The sequence below is a fragment of the Cytobacillus sp. FSL M8-0252 genome (assembly GCF_038007345.1).
Taxonomy (GTDB): Bacteria; Bacillota; Bacilli; order Bacillales; family Cytobacillaceae; genus Cytobacillus; species Cytobacillus kochii.
The window spans coordinates 4,059,359-4,078,365 of the sequence record NZ_JBBOWZ010000001.1; the positions used below are offsets into that span (position 1 = coordinate 4,059,359).

A 19,007-nucleotide genomic window follows, 5' to 3' on the forward strand; every position below is an offset into this window, starting at 1 on the left:
TCCCTATTTCCTTTTCTTTTTAGAAATATTTCTATGGTCTACTGATTGAGGGGCTTGTTCAAGCCAACCGTATTTAATTAATAAACTTGCCGATTGATTGCCTAAGTCTAATGTTTCGGTCATTATCTTTGCATACATTACCGTTAAATCCCGTCTTGTAGTCGTACCTAATGCTGTCCCATAATAGCCGGATAACGTAGCAATAAATATTACTACTTGGTATAGCATTAGCTTTTCTGAAAAAGGTGGTGTGGTAGAATTAAGCACATCTGAGTCCCAAGTCGGTGAAACAGAAATGCTATCCTTAATTAAAGTATTAGCAAATTCTTGGACATTTTCATCGAACAAATCAAGACCTTTCCGCAAAAATTTCTTGATATCATTGGAAGTAACAGTTTGACAAAGACCTAAAAACAGGGCCTTTCCTAAAGCATTTCTTTGCATATCGTTGTACACATTCATAATCTCAACGACTGATAATGCTCGCTGTTCACTTATAAAGCCGTTTAAATAACTATTTTTTTCAGCGATTTCAATTTTTTCTGGGATTGGAATAGACGGTGAGGGGTGAAAAACACCCTTTTCTTGCTGCAATTTAATTGCCCTTCTATATAATTGTGAACCTTTTTCCAATGCTTTTGTGAAAACTTGATCCACATCTTCATGAATTGCAATAGCTAATGCAGTTCCATAACCAATAATGCCATAACGAGTCATATCATGCATATACGCAAGAATAAACACATCTGAGTAAAGCTTTGGAGCAGTTACATTGACATCTTCTTCTTCACTAAAGGCTTTCGGCAATGGATGGTTGTTCTTATTATAGATCGTCGTAATATCAAAAATAATTTCATCACACATCTCGATAGCCGTCTCAATAAATTCCTTAATCTCTCCTTTATCAGCTTTTTCATAAAAATATTGCAGGACGCATTTATACATTTTATTATTCATATAGGCATTCCATAGCTGTGCTAACTCAGATGCCGTTAACCTTTGATCTTTCTCCGCCATATTAACCCTCCCATTGAAAGATTATCTATAGCGTGTCCTTAACCTTAAGGAAACATTCCCAGTTTTTTTACATCCATATACAATTAAACTAATGTCGGTGAAGCAATTAAACTTTTTGCCAATTTAAACGCGCTTTCAACGTCACCAATCTTCCTATAATAAGCAAATAAACGTTGTTCGTATTTTTCTATCATAAGCGTATCACCCGACTGACGATAATAAGGTAATAATTTATTTTCTATTATGGCGTATGCTTCCTCTTCTCTGCCCTCAATTAAGAAGGAGTAAAACTCAAATGTAAAAAGCCCACTCCATTGGTAAGTCTTTGCTAATTCAATCCCTTTTCTTACTTCTTGTAACAATTCCTTTTTATGTACTAACCCACTAATAAAACCATTATGAATATAATTTTCTAAAAACATGGCGTATAATGGAGAGTTTTCGCAAGCAATTTCTAATGCTTTCAAATAGTAATAGTGTGCTTCAGTATATTTTTTCCTTTTATGAAGGTCATAAGCGAAGTTGTTATATACCTTTGCTTTTCTCTCTACTTCGCCACACTCTTCACATAAACGAAAAAGAGCCTCATACCTATCTTTCGTCTCTTTAAAATCATGAGCACCTTTCGCATTTAACTGCACAAGTAATAATGTTTCCGAATCTATCATGCGATTAACATTCATCGTTGAATGAAAATAATCAGCAGCTTTTTTACCATAATAATAGGCTTGTACGTTCTGATTAGCAGCATAATAAGCGAGTGCTAGATGGTAATAATATTCATTTTGATGATAGCTATCATGGTCAATAGAACTTAATTCTCGAATACAGTCTTTATTTCTCCCCGTTAAAAAATAATATATCCCTAATTGATGCTTTAATGAATTCTCTTCAAAAGAGGTTAGCTCTATCACTTCCTTTTGAAGTTGGTTGATAAAGTAATAAGCTTCTGTCACTTTCATCTTATATAAGAAGTACCTCGCCATTGTTAGAAAGTAACTCGCTTGAAAATCTGGTACTTTTCTTAACGAGTTTGCTGTTAACTCTTTCTTTAATTGCTCAATTCTCTCATCATCTTGAATAATAATTTGCTTTTGGAGGTCAGTCATCTTTCGCTTAAATTGCTGAAATCGTTCAATTTCATCTTCCATGTTAATTTCCAACCGTTCACAAAGCATATAAATAATTTCACTGGAGTATTGAGTAGACTCTCTTTCAATTTTACTTAAATGGGTGATAGAGCAAATGCCTTGTACAATCTCCTTCTGTGTAAGCTTCTTTGCTTCTCGATAGTATTTGATGATTTTTCCTTCCATCCTTGAACCTCCCAATAAGTGAAAAGTTAATCATGTCTCTTTTTGGCTATTATAGCAGAGAAAAATGATGGAGAAAGGCAAGGAAATCCTATTTAACCGTCTTACACATGACGGAAAAGTAATAGACAAACTAGGAGGACCATGTTTTATACGGTAGAGTAAACCATGAAACTTTTTTCGAAAAAAATAACCTAATAAGGGGCAAAACAGAAACGATTAAGCGGCCTTAGCCCTAAAGAATATAGAGCTAAAGCCGCTTAGACTGTTTTTATTATTTCCACTGACTATTTAACAGGGGGCAGTTCAATTAGTTCGTATCGATAGGATTCGTATCTATCTGTCGTAAGCTATAACTATTCAATTGGTGTTAAACCAATTAATCGAAGGAAATATTCAAGGTCTTTGTTACCGATTTTTTCTTTTGGTTGTTTCGATTCAGCATCAGGACCTTTCGTTAAGAAATTCTTTTCTGTTATTCTTATGTCTAATTCATCGACAATTCCGTCTTGATTAATATCTTCTTTCTTCTTCGAGGTATCTTCATCTCCATATGCATCAACAATTTTTCGAATGTCTTTTATATCAATGACCTTATCGCCATTCACATCACCGGCTAATCCTAGTTTTGGACGGATGGTTTGATGTTGACCAAAGAGTTCGCCATCGATTTTCTTACCAGGCACAAAAGTTGTGGCGCTCTTTAGGTGGCCTGGTGCTTCAATAACTAACGTATAATCCTGACTGCTCGCTGGAATTCCTTTTACAGTGAATTGTCCATGATCATCCATCGTACCTTTATAATTCTTACCTGAACGTGTTTGAGCATACACTTTAATACCTAAATCGTTTGCTTCTCCAACGCGGTTAAAATATCCTTCCTCACTATTAAAAGCTTCTAAGTTCACTGAGCCTGCAACAGTCGTATGTTTAGAAATCACATCAAATGAATCGACACTATAATAAGGAATATCAACTTGTTGCTCGTCTTTTGGTGTATACTTTCCATTTACTACTTCAAAGCTACTTGTTTTACCATAATAAGCATCATCTTTCAACTTAAATGTCACATCAATTAATGGCATATCCCCATCTAGCCCATCAAAAGCTTTTCCAGATAGAGCACTACTTAATGTAACCGTACTATTCCAAATATCACTTTTTTCTACTACCGGTTTAGCTAAATCCACTTTAATGCCCTTTTGTTTTGTGTATTGCTCTATCTCTTTCGTCAAATTTGCCTTTTTGAAATCATATAAGTCATGTTGGAAACTCACTTGCCATTCCCCTGACATCATATCTTGAACATTGTTTAGCGAAAGAGTCATTGTAATATTGTCTTTTTTCTTTATCGCTTCCTTATCATAACTAGCGGAAACATATGGAGTTCCTTCCTTCACAAAAATATAGTTCTCCATCTTAACAGCTGTCGCTAAATCGGAAGTGGCTAACCGTAAATATAACTCTTGATTTTCAATATCACTTTTTTCAATGCCAAATTTCACATTTCCTTCTGCATCAATCGGGAATGTCCTTGCAAAATAAGCGTATTTAGAAGTGTCAAAATACATCGTATTAGATGATTGATCGTACGGTAAACCTTTTTCATTTAATAGTCCGATTGTTTCATCTTCTACTTTACCATGAACATAAAATGCCTCTTCCCCATCCTCGACTGTAAACATCGAGTCATTCAGTTCATACACACCGGGCTCGTGATCCCACTCAATCTCAGGTGCGGTATTGTCAATGATTGCTGGTGCGTCAACTGTATACGTTTTTCCACTTTCATCCTTCGCTAGAATGACTATTTCATAGTCTCCCTCTGGTAATTTTACGTATTCTTCAGCAATTGGCTGATTAGGGTCTTTCGTAAATGGCAACATTGCTCCTGTAAACATATACAGCAAGAAATATTCTCGATCTGGCATCATATTCTCAGCATTTAACGAACCAATATATCCGAGTGCCTCACCTGACTGACTATCTTTCACGATCACGTCGATGCTTTCCATTGGACTTTTCAAAGTAAATAATCCGTTAATAATTGGATAGTAGTTTTGCCAAAACCCAACATCATTCGCTAGTGTTGGTCGATCCGTTTCAAAAGAATCAATTCCTTTATCTGTAACAAAGATGGAAAAAGGAATTTGATATTTCTCTTGGGCATCCGCTTGATTATTTATACGAATATAGCCTTCATATGCACCCGGCTTCGCATTCGCTGGTACATTGATGGTGGCGTTTAGCGTTTTTTCTTTCCCTTTACCGACTGTAACAGACTTCTTCGTTTTTAAAGTGACCTTATTTTCTTTTGCATTTTCAACCCCATCAATCGATTGATTAAACTCTACTGTAAGGTCATAAGATTTTTTCTTACCGCTATTTTTGATCACAATATCTTTAGAGTGGTTAATCGCTTCACCATCATCACGTAAATAATCCCTACCAAATGCTATAGAAGCTGTCTCTTCATCTATAACAACGGTACCTTCTCCCTCCATCATTTCCGTTTCATCAAGTACTTTAATTGTCGTTTCAGCATGTACAGATGCATAGGCATTGATTCTTCCTGCTCCAACTTCATTCACTGAATAATCGCCATTCAGGTCGACTGAGTTATTCATCAATACTTCCTTCACTTCGAAAGGGTCATAAGCTTCATTTTCTTGAAGAATCAATGCTGCTACACCTGCTACATGAGGTGTTGCCATCGACGTTCCTTGCATTCTAGCATAGGCATTGTCATATGCGACTCCTTCTTCAGGACTATTGATATACTCTGGAATCGTCGAAAATATCGCTACCCCTGGCGCCACAACGTCTGGTTTAATATCATAGTTTCCATTCACCGGACCTCTTGAACTAAAGTCAGCTAAATGATCTCCCTCTGTTGTCGTTTCATCAAGATTTGTTAAAGTGATTTTATTGACTCCACTCGCTTTCAATTTCTCTCCATCTTCTTTTGACAGGCGGAAAGATGGGAGATATTCACTTCCTTCTCCCAAGTAGGATGGGATTTGCCCTTCTTCATTGTTATAGATAATAACAGCTATTGCTCCTGCATCTTTCGCATGTTTAATTTTCTCATCAAAGGTCAAAGTGCCTCTTTCAATTAATGCGATTTTCCCTTTCACATCTAACCCTTGGAAATCCGTCTCTTGGCCAATCCCAGCTTCAACAATCGGTAACTCTTTACCTTCTAATAATGCCAACTTATCAGAAAAATTCTTCGCTAGTAACATTAAGGATAGTTTTTGGCCTTTTACGGTTACATCTAAAGTCGGGATACTCATATCGGAGTCACTTGCCCCTACAGTAATACCTAAAGCAGCTGTACCAGGTGAACCGAGTGTTTTTTCATCTGGACCTGCATTTCCTGCAGCCACTACCGAAACAACCCCAGAAAGCATAGCTTGGTTTATCGCAATAGAGGTCGGGTCTAGTGGGTCATTGACAGAAGTTCCGAGTGATAAATTCATTACATCCATTTCATCTGCAACTGCTTTATCAATACCAGCCATAACATCTTCGTTACTTCCAGATCCGTATGGACCTAGCACTCTATAATTATATAAGTCAACTTCTGGTGCTACCCCAGTTACAGCATAATCTACAGTGTTATCAGGGTTTGCTGCTATCGTTCCTGATACGTGAGTGCCATGAGATGTATAATAAGTCGCTCCACCGTATTCTTCAGGATACCCTTCATCATTTCCAACCCAATCTTCATAGGTTGTTTCCATTGGGTCAGCATCATTATCAACAAAATCCCAGCCTTTAACTGAAGATGGCTCTACCTCAGCAGGATTCTCGCCATCGGTATAGCGATATCCTTTATAAGCATCCATTAAATCAGGATGGTTATAATCAATTCCTGTATCGATTACACCGACTTTAATGCCTTCTCCCTTAATCTTTTCATCATGCAATTGATCAACCCCAATTTGAGGTACACTATCAGCCATTTTCGGACTAACCTTCTCATCTTCACTAGGTAAATCTAATTTGATTTCTTTGTTACTCCATATTCTTTTTACTTCATCAGAGGCAAGTAATGATTGAACAGCCGTACCAGGTAAAGTCATTGATACCCCATTAAAAGCGTGTTTGTATTCATGAATGATCTCAAGCTTATTGGCATCAAACTTATCAATAGATTTTTTCTTTTTCATTGAGGATATAAATGTTGAAAAGGATTTATGAGAAGCCTCAACTTGCTGTTCTGCATTATTAACCGCTTTTTGCTTACCTAATAAAAGTTGCTGTTTAACAGCCACTTTTGCTGGAAGTGTTTTAAATTCAACAATAACAGAAACTAATTCTGCACTATCCTGCTTAATATCTGGAGAAATTGTAAATGTTGGTGACGCATTTAATTCATTCAAAGTCGCTCTTTCTTCTTTGGATAAACCACTGAGCATAGATTCAATCTGTTTCATATTGAACTTATCATTCTCAGCTGCCATTGAATGACTAGGTACACTGAACGAAAATATCATACCAGCAGCCATCGTCAACGTAAGTAACGGCTTTAGCTTTTTAAACTTCATAACTCCACCCCTATTTTTTTGAAAATTTATTATTTTTATAATTTAATGATAGGTTGTGAAGTTATTACTTGTAAATTGGGGTAATATTTTTAGGTACTTCGGTACAAAAAAGCGAAGAATTTGTCGAAAAAAGAAAACAAACGGACCATTTTCGGTTATTTTTTTGCGGCTCCTTGCGTTTTTTAGTGAGATGTTTGACGGAATTACCCCAACACAAAAAAACACATCTAACTTGAGATATGCTAGTTGTAGTTTTTATGAAGATGTATACATGAGAATTGCTAAAGACAGCTGAAAAGGAACAGTTTCAGCTTTACTATAACTTTCCGGCGCTAAATGGCTGTATGATTGTTTTTTGTTTTCTAGTACTTATCTTATTAAGATTATTTTGTGCTTTATATTGAGTTATATCTTTCAATCGCTTCTAGAATCAATTTATTTCCTTTTTCCACTTCCTCCTTTGAAAGAGCATTGTCTTTTTTTGCTTCAATTAAATTGAATTTCATACTTTCAATTGCGACTAATGATGTCATTTTTTTGTATTGGTTTTTGGAGTATCCGAGGTTTAAGTAATCAATTAACTCTGGAACACCATCTAGTGTAGGAATATATTCAAACAAATTTTCTTCATATCTATCAGGAAGTTGAATACTTAATAATTTTTCTCTCATACAATCACCTCTTTTTAAATTTTTTATTATAAAATTTAGAAACCTATTTTTATTGTTTGCAGAACAAATTATTCGAGAATTTTTCTCATCTCAACTCATTTAAGGGTTCCGGCGATTCCCGACTTTTTATGCATAGACTAAGGTGTTATCGGTAAGAGTATAATTATCTACTTATTGGAGGTATAGTTGAATGTTTACCCATATTTTCTTGTGGACTATGTTGATTCTACCTTGGTTCTTTCTCCTTTTTTTAGATACTAAAAGGGTAAAGTCCTTCATTCCCGGTGGATTAGTAAGTGCCCTGCTTTTAACAATAGTATTTCAACTATATCAAAGATATCATCTAGTTGAAGTTGTGCAAACCATTTTCCCATTAACTAATACAACTCCTTTTGTCTACGGCTTATACATAGTCTTACCTACTATATTTCTATACTTTACATTTGGTAACTTTTGGATTTATATAACAATTAATACAATTAGCGATGCAGTCTTTTCTTTTGGTATCATGAACCTTTATGAATATTTCGGGATTTATAAAATGGATGATTCTATCCATATCATCATTTTTATCACTTGTATTATTTGTGCTTCACTCATTTACTTATTTCAAAAGTGGCAGTATATTGATCCATACAAATGAGAAGTTAATCAAGGTTTATAGAGCCCATCGGCTCTTCTTTTAATTATTCATTTGAAGAAGTTAACGATTTCCATTATTGTAGACTTTTTCCCTAGAGCCTTTAGTCTCCTTTTCAGTGTTTCTAATAGATATTGCTTTCTTTGTCTCCATTTCATTTATATAATACTTTTAATAAATGGAGAAGTTGAGGTGTAGAATAGATGAAATATCTTCAAGAAAAAATGCATTTATTAGGAGAAAGACACTCAAATGTATACATTATTAAAACTCCAGAAGAAAAATATATTGTCTCTATTCCTGATCTCCATTGGTCAGCACAAATAGGCTGTTTAGAGGAATTCCAACAAAAAGTGGAATACCTCAATGATTCACTCTCATTTCACCTTTATGAAGGCAATTCATACGAGCTAGCCTATAGACTGTCCAAGCTTACTGAATTAAACATATTTCGTTAACCTTCGTATAAAAATTTATCAATTAAATACACTAAGTAGAAAATTGTCTGTAGGTGATTATTTTCTTCTATTCAAATGAAATATTCGGCATGCTCATTTTCGGGGGATTACTAGCCCCAACTTCATTATTCCTTTTTAAAAAAATTCATTATGGCATAGTTATAGCAGCCATGTACATAAATATCTTTGTTGTAATGTTTCTCTTCAGCGTTCTTATAGATTTATAAATGAATTTTTTAACCTTTTTGATGAAACATCATTATTTAATCCAGCATTAAAATGATTGAACATAAAATATAATGGTTACATTGGTTTGCCAACCAATGATCTCTTCAAAGAGTGCATCCCTCACGCTCGCTGTTCTTTTCTTTACTCATCCTTTCTGCATGATAAAATCGCATAATAAGAGTAGTTTCATCGGAATTTCATTTAAAGAAGAGTCAATGCATGACTCTTCTTTTTTGTTCACATTTTGTGTTTTTTTTGGTTAGTTTTTTAAAAAATGTGGGCTAAAGCCTTAATTTCACAAAGAAAGATTTCTCCCCAGATGCGCTTTTTAAATGGATAAATGGATAAAACGATTTTTTTAACACAAAATAGATTTATTATTAGAATTTACAACTCAAAAACGGAGGAATACATTCATGTATTTTTACAAAGAAGATTTAATTAATATGATTGTTCCTGATAAACCAGATCCACATGCAGCCAAGGTGCTTCAAGAAGCGCTAGGTGGACAATTTGGAGAAATACGTACAATGATGCAATATTCATTTCAAAGTGCCAACTTCAGAGGAAAAGCAAAAAAATATCGAGACCTATTAAGAGGGGTATTTATAGAAGAGCTTAGTCATATAGAATTAGTACAATCGACAATAAATCAACTTTTAAATGGTGCTGATGGTTCTAGCCCAGGTAACCAAGCATTTGATAATGCTCCGTTAGATGATGTTATTCAAGATGGCGCAAATCCCCATCATTTCATTATAGGTGCTAAAGCATCCTTACCAGTTGATGCAGGAGGTAACCCTTGGAATGGTTCCTGGGTTTATGACCACGGTAACTTAGTAGCAAATTTAATCAATAATGTTTCTTTAGAATCAACTGGTGTACTTCAAAAATCAAGAATTTATGAGATGAGCAGTAATAAAACTCTAAGAGAAACAGTAGCTTTTCTTATGGTTAGATATAATGCGCATCAAAATGCTTTTGCAAAGGCATTAGAAACATTAGGAGTTGATTGGGGAAAAGTCTTCCCTGTTCCTAACTACGACTTGAATAAATATCCTGAATGTAAGAAATATGTTGATATGGGCTTTCACAACGCTCAATTTAATTTCCGTTTAGATGATACACTTATTGGGGAAGTATTCACTGGAACAACACCTAGTAGAAATGGTGGGGACCTTTCAGTGACTGAACCACCTAAAGGGTTTCCCGTGCCAACAATGCCGGATATGCCAAATGAACATGCACCAGGTTTATATGATTTAGATAATTAGGGCCTTTTAGGCTCTATTTATTTGTTTTCGATAATTTCGTTCAAAACTTCTATTAACTAACCTGTATAAATTAGTTAACACCCACATAATCTAAAGGAAAATAGAGGTGAAGTGAATGCTTGCTAATTTCCTTAGAATATTTAATGCAATTGTATTATGGGCAATCGTTATTATTTTTCTACCTAAAAATTCGTTTAAAAGATTTTTACCAGTGACATTATTTTGCTCACTTCTTTTACTCATTGTCGAAATGTTAAGTCCAATATTTAATTGGTGGAAAGTAAAAGGTGGTTATAAATTTATGTTATTTGATGCATTAGCATTTATTTTAGGACCATTCTTCACGATAAATTTATGGGTGTTTCACTTTACTTATGGCAAATTCCCCTTATATGCTACTACTAATTTAATTATGGATGTTATTTTTGCCTATCTCTTAACTCCTCTTTTCGAAAAGATTGGGCACTTTAAACTCAAAAAATTCACACGAACTGGAATACTTATCCTTTACTATTTCCTTGCTCTTTTGAATTATGGCTTCCAAAAATACATTGAGGTAGAACCAATGGAAAATTAAGGATTTAGTATAAGGCTATTGCACACTTTTTCATCGTAGCTTAAATAATTAGTTATTACATGATTGTATTTTATTTAGATAAACATGCCATGGGGCTCTTTCCCTTTTGACCATCTTTTTTCTGGTAGTTAGCTTATGTATAACTTCATTCTTTAACTTTGTGAATTGCTCCTGAGATTGGTGACTTCTAGAAAACATATTGTAATAACTCTTAAACTTCCCTTTCCTTCAATTATCTTTTTTTCACCTCAAATATTAAAACAACCTTCTTTTAAGCATTAGCGATAATCTATAGTATGAATATTAAGAATAATTAAAGGATAATCGATTTATGAACTTCCGATTAGGGTAAATAAAATAGGAAATTTTTAACTTCGTCGGACAAAAGTCGAACTAAAATTAAAAATCTCCCATCATTTCTTATATTTTAAGCATGTAGCGCCCTCGGAGGGAATCGAACCCCCATTTTAAGAACCGGAATCTTACGTGCTATCCGTTGCACCACGAGGGCAAGGTATGGAATTAAACCTTAATATATCAATATTCATGCCGGTATTGCTTATTTCCACTTCGTGATATTTACCACAAATACGAACCTTCGACTTTAATAATAGTACATGAAGGTAAAATACTTGTCAACGAAGTTAATGCCTTATACAAGCGAAAGATTAAGCTATATCACACCCCTCCAAGTTTTATAATTTACAATCTTTGATATAGCATTTTGACTTACTCCGTATTGTTTACTCAATGCCCTCGTGCCAAATTCTCTATCCTTTGGGATATAATTTTCCCTGATGTAACGAATTTGCATTTCTGATAGCTTGGCATTAATGTTCTCTTCGCCCTTTAACAATGACGAATTTATTAATCCAGTTTCGTGCGCATGCTTAATATTTTCGCTAATGGTATTCCACTCAAGGTTAGATACTTTGTTATTCTTTTTGTTTCCGTCTTTATGATTTACTTGCGGTTTGTTATTCGAATTAGGTATAAATGCTTGAGCAACTACCCTATGTACAAGTACTGTTTTTCTCTTTCCACCTTTAGTCAAGTCGACTTTTTCATATCCCTTTGAATCAGTTCTTACCATCAATACCTTTTCTTTAACTTTAATAAGCAAACCGTCTTTTCGCTCTCTATACCGCCCTAAGCTCTTGACTCGCCCTATGTTTGATACCTGATACAAACCTTCAAATCCTGTAACGTTCTTCCAGATTTCCAATCCGATAAGCCTCCAATAATTGTAATAAGCAAATGTTATAAATTATCGGAGAGGACTTCTAGGAAACCTTTCGCTATATTTTGAAAATCCCCCACCCATATATAAAAAAAATCCCCCAAAAGAATGACCCAGAATTAACCCAATATATGACCACTGAACATGATACAATAAAATGTAGATTACAAGTAATATTCTCCAAAAAGGATGTGTGAAATTATGGCCAGTGTCGATTCAAAGCGAACGTTTAGACGTTCTAAAGAAGACATTTTTGTTGTGCATGAATATAAGACGGAAATTCTAATAGAAGATTATTTTGAGCCATTGAAAAAAGCAAGACTGTCTCATTATCGATTGTCAGAAATTCAAGATTACATAAACGAAACAGGAAATATAGAAAACGGAAATTGGAATTATTTATTACAAAAGAAAAAATGGTGTGAGGACAAATACAAAGCATTAGAGAAAAAAATAGGTATTATAAAAGAGGAAACAAAAAAATACGAAGAATTTGTTCCCATTCAGAAATCAATGACCATTGATGAAACCATTGATATAACTAAGGATTATTTACTAGTTAATGCTGATATGGAAGAACTCATTGAAAAAATGCTCACAAAAATTTCAATTGACCAAAAACGAAATATAAACGATAATCTTGGAAAATTGGACGATGAACTATCACAAATGCAATTCCACAGATACCTTAATACCCAAAAAATATACCAATTGAACAACGTTCACACCGATTGGGATAAACAAGTTACTTATATTATTACTACAAAAAATAATAAATTTCAGGCAGCAATAAAAGCTATCCCAAAAGAAAGCAGAATGTTGAAAGTTAAGGACTATGAATTTAGAATACAAAAACTTTATGAAGAAATAGCCGTGCTAGATTCAACAACTTGGAAAATTAATGAAGCGTTTATTTCAAACGAAAAAATAAAGCAAATAGATGAAAATAACAAAGTTCAGCACAAAATAGAAAGAAAGTTATTTTGGTTGACAACTATCACACTCGGCTTTGTAATTATACAAACAGTTATCGGATATTTAAGTCTACAATAGAAAGCGCCAGTCGTTTATTAGCGACTGTCGTTTTCTTTTATTTGAATGATTCCTCGATTTATTTAAAACAGAAGAAAATGTTTAATTGGGAGTGCTACACTGATATTAAGTTTTCAGCGAAAAGAAACGTAAACGTGCCCCGCGTTTTCCCTTCTCCCTAATCTTATTCAGGTGCCATTCCTGCTGCCTCCTCTCTCGATTACACAACACTCTAATACATTAAGAACGTATACATATTAACTTGTTCGTTCTATACAATAATGCCTCGGCCAAGGAATAAGCAAAAGGTTGTTGTGCTATCATTTAATTACAGATGATTGATTGAGCATTTATTAAATGAATTCAAAAAAGACTTTCTCTAATAATTGAGAAGGTCTTTAAAAAGATAATTCAGTTATTTCTTAGACTTCATCAAAACCTTCCTCAATGGCATTTTCCAAATCCTTTCCGTATATTTCAACATAACGTTTTAATATTTCTAATGATTGATGTCCTGTTAAGCGCTGTAATATAAACAAGTTTGTTCCAGCTTCAACTTTTAATCTGCAAAACGTCCGCCTGAAAGCATGAGGAGAGACAGCAACTTCATTATCCACTCCGGATTTTCTTCCGTGAATTTTTAATCTATCCTGAATCTGACGAGCGCATATCGGTTCATCCTCAACTGTTATAAATAAAGAATCAGTATTTAATGATCCACGTTCAATAATATAAGCTTTCAGAACAGCTCGCAAACGCCTTGTAAGTGGGATTCTACGAGCATAACGATTCTTTGCTCGCTGGACTATTACTTCACCTTTTCCATCAAAGGAAACGTCCTGAATACGTAGTGCTTGAAGTTCTGTTAATCGCATACCAGTGTGTGCAAATGTCAACATTAACGTCATATCGCGTAAACCAATGAATGTTGTGGTATCAGGGGTTTCCAACAACCTATTTAATTGTCTTTTAGTGAAAGTCGGACCTACCTCATGTCTTTTTCTTAGCTGTGAGACACCGTTGAAAGGGTTGGAGTTCACGTATTCTTTTCGTAAACAAAACTCAAAAAATGTTCGTCCTGCTCTTAATCGAGAATTAATTGGACTTACTGCTCTATTTAATGATTGCTGATACTCGATGAAATCTTCTATATCACTGGTCTTAATCTTACGAATATCTGATAGCGGCACATCAATTTCTGTAAAAGCTCGCTTGATTTGCTTTAATTCTTTGTCGTAAAACTTTTCTGTATGACTGGATAAACCTTTAATTCTGCAATGCTTCAAAAACTCTGTGATAGCATTCTGCATATTTGAATTTAGCTGAATTCCTTCACGTTTAAATGAATTGAGAGTTTGTTTAGCAATTGGACTAGTGATGAAACTTCTACGTTTAGAAATCGGAATCCCTCCTCTTCATATGAGTCAGAGGTTCGTGTTATTATTGCGTGGTATTCATGTTTGGAGTGTACCCTGAAAATTGGACATAAAAAATACCACAATCATTTATATACGAAGTGGTTTTCATGAATTAATTAATATTAGAATAAGTTTATTTCCAAAGTGCTATCCGTTGCACCACGAGGGCATTTTTTATTATGTAGGAACACGTTTTTCTTGGTGTTACGAATATTAATTATATGGGAAAAACCCTTTATATGCAAGCATTCGTTGTTTAAAAGCAAAAATATGTGGGTATCATGGATACGAGGAAATCAACTTAGAAAAAAATGTCGAATAATTCTCTTGAAATAATCAAGCGATTCGTTTGACCTTAATTGACCAACCATGTATGATGAAACTACATACATTTACCAATGGCGAGGTATAAAATACCTTTCCAAAACTTTTTTGACCTTTAAAGGAGGAATTGGAAATGAACTTAATCCCTACAGTAATCGAACAAACAAACCGAGGGGAACGCGCTTATGACATTTACTCTCGCCTATTAAAAGATCGCATTATCATGTTAGGCAGTGCGATTGACGATAATGTGGCAAACTCAATCGTGGCTCAGCTATTATTCTTAGAAGCAGATAATCCTGAAAAGGACATCACGCTTTATATTAATAGCCCAGGTGGAAGTATCACTGCTGGTATGGCTATCTATGATACGATGCAATACATCAAACCAAATGTTTCAACAATCTGTACTGGTATGGCTGCATCAATGGGTGCATTCTTACTAGCAGCTGGTGAAAAAGGGAAACGTTTTGCGCTTCCAAACAGTGAAGTCATGATTCACCAACCACTAGGTGGCGCTCAAGGGCAAGCAACTGAAATCGAGATTGCTGCTAAACGCATCCTATTCTTACGTGAAAAATTGAACCAAATTCTAGCTGAACGCACTGGTCAACCTTTAGATGTTATTTCTAAAGACACAGATCGTGATAACTTCATGACTGCAGAAAGAGCACTAGAATATGGTCTTATCGACAAAATCATTACAAACAATACACCAGAAGAGAAAAAATAAGCATCACAAATAACAAAAGCCATCAGCATTTCATTTGCTGATGGCTTTTTGTTTGCTATGAATTAATAGTTGTTAGATTGACTGGGAGGTGAACGAAAAACGGTGAGATAAAAAAAGTAGAAATAGGGTGATTTGTAGAGTGGCAATTTCGCATTAGTTTTGAGTGGCAATCGTAACCGATATATGAGGAAAAATTGATCTGTTCGGTCTTCTTTTGTGATTTTCTATCTAGTTAGCTGCACAATTCCTCTTTGCTCCGGCTTCTTTGTGTTTTTCCATCTCAACCAAACCACTTGCCCCTATCATATCGATGCAAGTTGGTTGAGGACAATGAAACGCACCCCCATTGGTAGAAGCATCTAGCAATGGGGGTGCGCAGGTTATTCGTGTATTATACAGATTATGAAACAATGTCCTCTTGTAGGAGTGCAGTCAGTTTATTTAAGGCTTCGGTTTCATCGCTGCCTTCAGCGAGGAGGGTTACGGTGGAACCAGCACTTAGAGATAGGCTCATTAATCCCATGATACTTTTGGCATTTACTTTTTTTCCGCCTTTTTCGATAAAGAGATCTGCTGTGAAGCGATTGGCTTCCTGCACTAACTTTGCAGCAGGGCGCGCCTGTAAGCCTGATTTAATTTTGACTTCCACTTGTCTTTCTACCATGTCCTAACCTCCAAAAAACTTTAAGATTCCTTCCATTGCCCTGTTTTAATTTTTTCTGCAATTTCATCAATTTTTCTTAGGCGATGATTGATACCCGATTTGCTTATCGTGCCACCAGAGACCATTTCTCCAAGTTCCTTTAAAGTCACATCTTGATACGTAACACGCAATTCAGCAATTTCGCGTAATTTCTCTGGTAACACCTTTAGTCCAACGGTACTCTCAATATATCTTATGTTTTCAACTTGTCTTAAGGCAGCACCAATTGTTTTATTTAAATTGGCTGTTTCACAATTGACCAAGCGATTAACTGAATTTCGCATATCTCTAACAATGCGGATATCTTCAAATCGTAAAAGCGCGCTATGAGCCCCAATAATATTAAGGAATTCTGTAATTTTTTCCGCCTCTTTTAAGTAGGTAATAAAACCTTTCTTTCTTTCCAATGTTTTACTATTCAACCCAAAAGTATTCATTAATTTCGACAAGGCGTCATTATGCTCCTTATACATTGAAGCAATTTCTAAATGATAGGAAGAGGTTTCAGGGTTATTGACAGATCCCCCTGCTAAAAAAGCCCCTCTTAGATAAGCACGTTTGCAGCATTTCTTTTTAATTAAATCCATTGAGATATCATGGATAAATTGAAAGCCAGCACTAATAATATGCAGATCATCAAGAATCTTTTGTGCTTGCTCCATTAGTCTAACAATATACACGTTATTTTTCTTAAGTCTCATTTTCTTTCGAACAAGCAGCTCAACTTGCACATCATAATTCCTTTTGATCAGCGTATAGATTCTTCTGGCAATCGCTGCATTCTCCGTTTGAATATCTACAATTAACATTTTATTTGAAAAAGAGAGAGATCCGTTCATACGAATCAAAGCGGATAATTCTGCCTTTCCGCAACAATCCTTTGTCTCCAAGTTCGTTAATTCTTTTTTTGTTTCCGAAGCAAAAGACATACCTTCTCCCCCCTAACCAGACAAATACTAGTTTTTCATTATATCATTTACAATTAATTGATAAATCTTTTTAGCGACTTCATTCGTGTTATGACGAATTGCCCCTTTTTCAAGGCTAACAATCTCACCCTGTAGCACTTCCAAGCCTTGTTCGACTAATCGATCACGGTCATAATAGACAGGCTTCGCTCGTTCCTCTTCATAACGCTCTTGAATATCTTCTGGAATTTCTTCATGATTGACAAGAATCAAATCTAAACATGGCTCAGCCATATGATCAAATATTGCCTGTACGTGGTCACTCGCCCGATAGTCCAAAGTTTCCCCTGCCTGCGTCATTAAATTACAGATATACAGTTTTTTTGCATGAGAACGGCACACTTCCTTACCTACAGACGGTACAAGTAGATTAGGAAGTATGCTTGTGTACAGGCTACCAGGACCAATGATAATGAGATCAGCCTCTCGAATAGCTTCAATCGTTTCCGAAAGCGGACTTACCTTCTCAGGAGTCAAAAATACTTTCTTAATCTTCTTGCCAGAGTAAGGGATTTTGGATTCTCCTGATACAATACTGCCATCTTCCATTTCTGCATGTAATACAACACTCTTTTCAGCTGCAGGTAAGACTCTCCCATTAACATTTAATACTTTACTCATCTCTTGAATCGCATGAACAAAGTCACCAGTAATAGAAGTCATCGCTGCTAGAATCAGATTACCTAAAGAATGACCCGATAATTCATTGGACGTTTTAAAACGATGCTGGAACATTTCTTCTACAAGGGGTTCCACATCTGATAACGCTGCCAAAACATTTCGAATATCTCCTGGAGGTGGGATATTTAATTCTTCTCTCAACCTACCAGAGCTACCACCATCATCAGCAACTGTGACAATGGCTGTTAAATCAAGGGGATATTTTTTTAATCCTCTTAATAAAACTGGCAACCCTGTTCCACCGCCAATGATGACGACCCTCGGCTTTCTATTCATGTTGTTTGCCTTCTCCTCTCAATGTCACGGTGAGTGATGCGAGTGTTGTAGTCTTCCTTAAAATGGTTAGCGATATACTCGGTTAGTGCTACTGATCGATGCTGTCCACCCGTACATCCAATCGCGATAACAAGTTGTGATTTTCCTTCACGCTTATAATGCGGGAGCATAAATGCTAGTAAATCCGTGACCTTTTCTAAAAATTTATTTGTTTCGTTCCATTTCAAAACATAGTTAGACACTTCTTCATCCAAGCCTGTCTTCGGACGCATATGCTCAATATAATGCGGATTTGGCAAGAAGCGAACATCAAATACAAGATCGGCATCAATCGGTAATCCATGTTTAAAACCAAATGACATCACATTTACAGTGAAAATGGATTGTTTATTAACAGAAAACTCGTGGAGTATCTTTTCTCTTAATTCACGCGGCTTCATATTAGATGTCTTATAGATAATCTGCGCTCTACCCTTTAGATCATCTAATAATTCTCTTTCCAACTTGATGCCTTCCATTGGCAAACCTGATGGCGCTAATGGATGAGAGCGACGCGTTTCTTTATATCTACTTACAAGGGTTGCATCATCCGCATCAAGAAAAAGAATTTCTGGTGTGACCCATGACGTATCTGCTAAATCATCTAACGCCTTGAAAAGATGCTCAAAAAACTCACGGCCACGTAAATCCATCACAAGCGCAACCTTATTCATCTTATTCCCTGAATCCTTCATCAGTTCAAGAAATTTCGGTAATAAGGTCGGTGGTAAATTATCTACACAAAAAAAGCCTAAATCTTCGAAGCTTTGAATCGCCACTGTTTTACCTGCGCCAGACATCCCCGTAATAATGACCATTTGTGTTTCTTTTGCTGCTACCGAACTCATTTCTCGCTTCCCCC

16 protein-coding genes and 1 tRNA gene are annotated in these 19,007 nt (G+C 35.4%); 6 read left to right on the plus strand and 11 right to left on the minus strand.

Annotated elements, in window-relative coordinates:
* Positions 1–3 precede the first annotated feature (3 nt).
* From MKX83_RS20600 to MKX83_RS20615, 4 genes are all read right to left on the minus strand, one after another.
* The gene (locus MKX83_RS20600) at positions 4–1,017 is read right to left on the minus strand and encodes a DUF3231 family protein (RefSeq protein WP_341057522.1); all 1,014 of its coding nucleotides are present in this window, start codon (positions 1,015–1,017) and stop codon (positions 4–6) included.
* An 83-nt stretch (positions 1,018–1,100) separates the two neighbouring features.
* Positions 1,101–2,333, minus strand: coding sequence for a helix-turn-helix domain-containing protein (locus MKX83_RS20605; protein ID WP_322910450.1), 1,233 nt, complete (start codon positions 2,331–2,333; stop codon positions 1,101–1,103).
* 353 nt (positions 2,334–2,686) lie between these two features.
* Positions 2,687–6,883 carry a S8 family serine peptidase gene (locus tag MKX83_RS20610; RefSeq protein ID WP_341057526.1) on the minus strand — a complete coding sequence of 1,399 codons (4,197 nt, stop codon included), beginning with the start codon at positions 6,881–6,883 and terminating at the stop codon, positions 2,687–2,689.
* Between the two features lie 395 nt (positions 6,884–7,278).
* The gene (locus MKX83_RS20615) at positions 7,279–7,554 is read right to left on the minus strand and encodes a hypothetical protein (RefSeq protein WP_307317813.1); all 276 of its coding nucleotides are present in this window, start codon (positions 7,552–7,554) and stop codon (positions 7,279–7,281) included.
* 190 nt (positions 7,555–7,744) lie between these two features.
* On the opposite strand from MKX83_RS20615, the gene MKX83_RS20620 reads away from it, so the two are divergent.
* The 4 genes from MKX83_RS20620 (at position 7,745) to MKX83_RS20635 (ending at position 10,731) form a co-directional block, all read left to right on the plus strand.
* Complete coding sequence (locus MKX83_RS20620; protein WP_095371898.1) at positions 7,745–8,197, plus strand: hypothetical protein; 453 nt, start codon at positions 7,745–7,747, stop codon at positions 8,195–8,197.
* 200 nt (positions 8,198–8,397) lie between these two features.
* Complete coding sequence (locus MKX83_RS20625; protein ID WP_095371897.1) at positions 8,398–8,652, plus strand: YueH family protein; 255 nt, start codon at positions 8,398–8,400, stop codon at positions 8,650–8,652.
* A 644-nt stretch (positions 8,653–9,296) separates the two neighbouring features.
* A complete protein-coding gene (locus MKX83_RS20630) occupies positions 9,297–10,154 on the plus strand; it encodes a manganese catalase family protein (protein WP_341057533.1) in 858 nt (285 codons plus the stop codon).
* A gap of 115 nt (positions 10,155–10,269) precedes the next feature.
* Entirely contained in the window at positions 10,270–10,731 is a 462-nt protein-coding gene (locus MKX83_RS20635) for a hypothetical protein (protein WP_341057538.1), read from the plus strand.
* A gap of 439 nt (positions 10,732–11,170) precedes the next feature.
* On the opposite strand, the gene MKX83_RS20640 is transcribed toward MKX83_RS20635, so the two are convergent.
* Positions 11,171–11,242, minus strand: a tRNA-Arg gene (locus MKX83_RS20640).
* A gap of 162 nt (positions 11,243–11,404) precedes the next feature.
* Positions 11,405–11,956 carry an NUMOD4 domain-containing protein gene (locus tag MKX83_RS20645; RefSeq protein ID WP_341057541.1) on the minus strand — a complete coding sequence of 184 codons (552 nt, stop codon included), beginning with the start codon at positions 11,954–11,956 and terminating at the stop codon, positions 11,405–11,407.
* 216 nt (positions 11,957–12,172) lie between these two features.
* Between MKX83_RS20645 and MKX83_RS20650 the strand changes: the two genes are divergently transcribed.
* On the plus strand, positions 12,173–13,024 hold the full coding sequence (locus MKX83_RS20650) for a hypothetical protein (protein ID WP_341057545.1): 852 nt from the start codon (positions 12,173–12,175) through the stop codon (positions 13,022–13,024).
* Between the two features lie 401 nt (positions 13,025–13,425).
* On the opposite strand, the gene MKX83_RS20655 is transcribed toward MKX83_RS20650, so the two are convergent.
* Positions 13,426–14,313: a tyrosine-type recombinase/integrase gene (locus tag MKX83_RS20655; protein ID WP_341057547.1), complete on the minus strand. Its 888-nt coding sequence runs from the start codon at positions 14,311–14,313 to the stop codon at positions 13,426–13,428.
* A 565-nt stretch (positions 14,314–14,878) separates the two neighbouring features.
* On the opposite strand from MKX83_RS20655, the gene clpP reads away from it, so the two are divergent.
* Positions 14,879–15,478, plus strand: a complete 600-nt coding sequence (clpP, locus tag MKX83_RS20660) for an ATP-dependent Clp endopeptidase proteolytic subunit ClpP (protein ID WP_095371895.1) — start codon at positions 14,879–14,881, stop codon at positions 15,476–15,478.
* A gap of 400 nt (positions 15,479–15,878) precedes the next feature.
* Here the strand turns inward: clpP and MKX83_RS20665 are convergent, their stop codons facing one another.
* Genes MKX83_RS20665 through rapZ form a run of 4 tightly spaced genes read right to left on the minus strand, consistent with a single transcriptional unit; the run spans position 15,879 to position 18,993 of the window.
* Complete coding sequence (locus MKX83_RS20665; RefSeq protein ID WP_095371893.1) at positions 15,879–16,142, minus strand: HPr family phosphocarrier protein; 264 nt, start codon at positions 16,140–16,142, stop codon at positions 15,879–15,881.
* 20 nt (positions 16,143–16,162) lie between these two features.
* Positions 16,163–17,110, minus strand: a complete 948-nt coding sequence (gene whiA / locus MKX83_RS20670) for a DNA-binding protein WhiA (protein WP_095371892.1) — start codon at positions 17,108–17,110, stop codon at positions 16,163–16,165.
* 27 nt (positions 17,111–17,137) lie between these two features.
* Positions 17,138–18,106, minus strand: coding sequence for a gluconeogenesis factor YvcK family protein (locus tag MKX83_RS20675; protein WP_095371891.1), 969 nt, complete (start codon positions 18,104–18,106; stop codon positions 17,138–17,140).
* A complete protein-coding gene (gene rapZ / locus MKX83_RS20680) occupies positions 18,103–18,993 on the minus strand; it encodes an RNase adapter RapZ (protein WP_095371890.1) in 891 nt (296 codons plus the stop codon). Before rapZ ends, MKX83_RS20675 begins: the two co-directional genes overlap by 4 nt.
* Between the last annotated feature and the right edge of the window lie 14 nt (positions 18,994–19,007).

Coding starts and splice junctions, on each gene's coding strand:
- MKX83_RS20600 (WP_341057522.1), bottom strand. CDS start 1,017: ATGGCGGAGAAAGATCAAAGGTTAACGGCATCTGAGTTAGCACAGCTA.
- MKX83_RS20605 (WP_322910450.1), bottom strand. CDS start 2,333: ATGGAAGGAAAAATCATCAAATACTATCGAGAAGCAAAGAAGCTTACA.
- MKX83_RS20610 (WP_341057526.1), bottom strand. CDS start 6,883: ATGAAGTTTAAAAAGCTAAAGCCGTTACTTACGTTGACGATGGCTGCT.
- MKX83_RS20615 (WP_307317813.1), bottom strand. CDS start 7,554: ATGAGAGAAAAATTATTAAGTATTCAACTTCCTGATAGATATGAAGAA.
- MKX83_RS20620 (WP_095371898.1), top strand. CDS start 7,745: ATGTTTACCCATATTTTCTTGTGGACTATGTTGATTCTACCTTGGTTC.
- MKX83_RS20625 (WP_095371897.1), top strand. CDS start 8,398: ATGAAATATCTTCAAGAAAAAATGCATTTATTAGGAGAAAGACACTCA.
- MKX83_RS20630 (WP_341057533.1), top strand. CDS start 9,297: ATGTATTTTTACAAAGAAGATTTAATTAATATGATTGTTCCTGATAAA.
- MKX83_RS20635 (WP_341057538.1), top strand. CDS start 10,270: ATGCTTGCTAATTTCCTTAGAATATTTAATGCAATTGTATTATGGGCA.
- MKX83_RS20650 (WP_341057545.1), top strand. CDS start 12,173: ATGGCCAGTGTCGATTCAAAGCGAACGTTTAGACGTTCTAAAGAAGAC.
- MKX83_RS20655 (WP_341057547.1), bottom strand. CDS start 14,313: ATGCAGAATGCTATCACAGAGTTTTTGAAGCATTGCAGAATTAAAGGT.
- clpP (WP_095371895.1), top strand. CDS start 14,879: ATGAACTTAATCCCTACAGTAATCGAACAAACAAACCGAGGGGAACGC.
- MKX83_RS20665 (WP_095371893.1), bottom strand. CDS start 16,142: ATGGTAGAAAGACAAGTGGAAGTCAAAATTAAATCAGGCTTACAGGCG.
- whiA (WP_095371892.1), bottom strand. CDS start 17,110: ATGTCTTTTGCTTCGGAAACAAAAAAAGAATTAACGAACTTGGAGACA.
- MKX83_RS20675 (WP_095371891.1), bottom strand. CDS start 18,106: ATGAATAGAAAGCCGAGGGTCGTCATCATTGGCGGTGGAACAGGGTTG.
- rapZ (WP_095371890.1), bottom strand. CDS start 18,993: ATGAGTTCGGTAGCAGCAAAAGAAACACAAATGGTCATTATTACGGGG.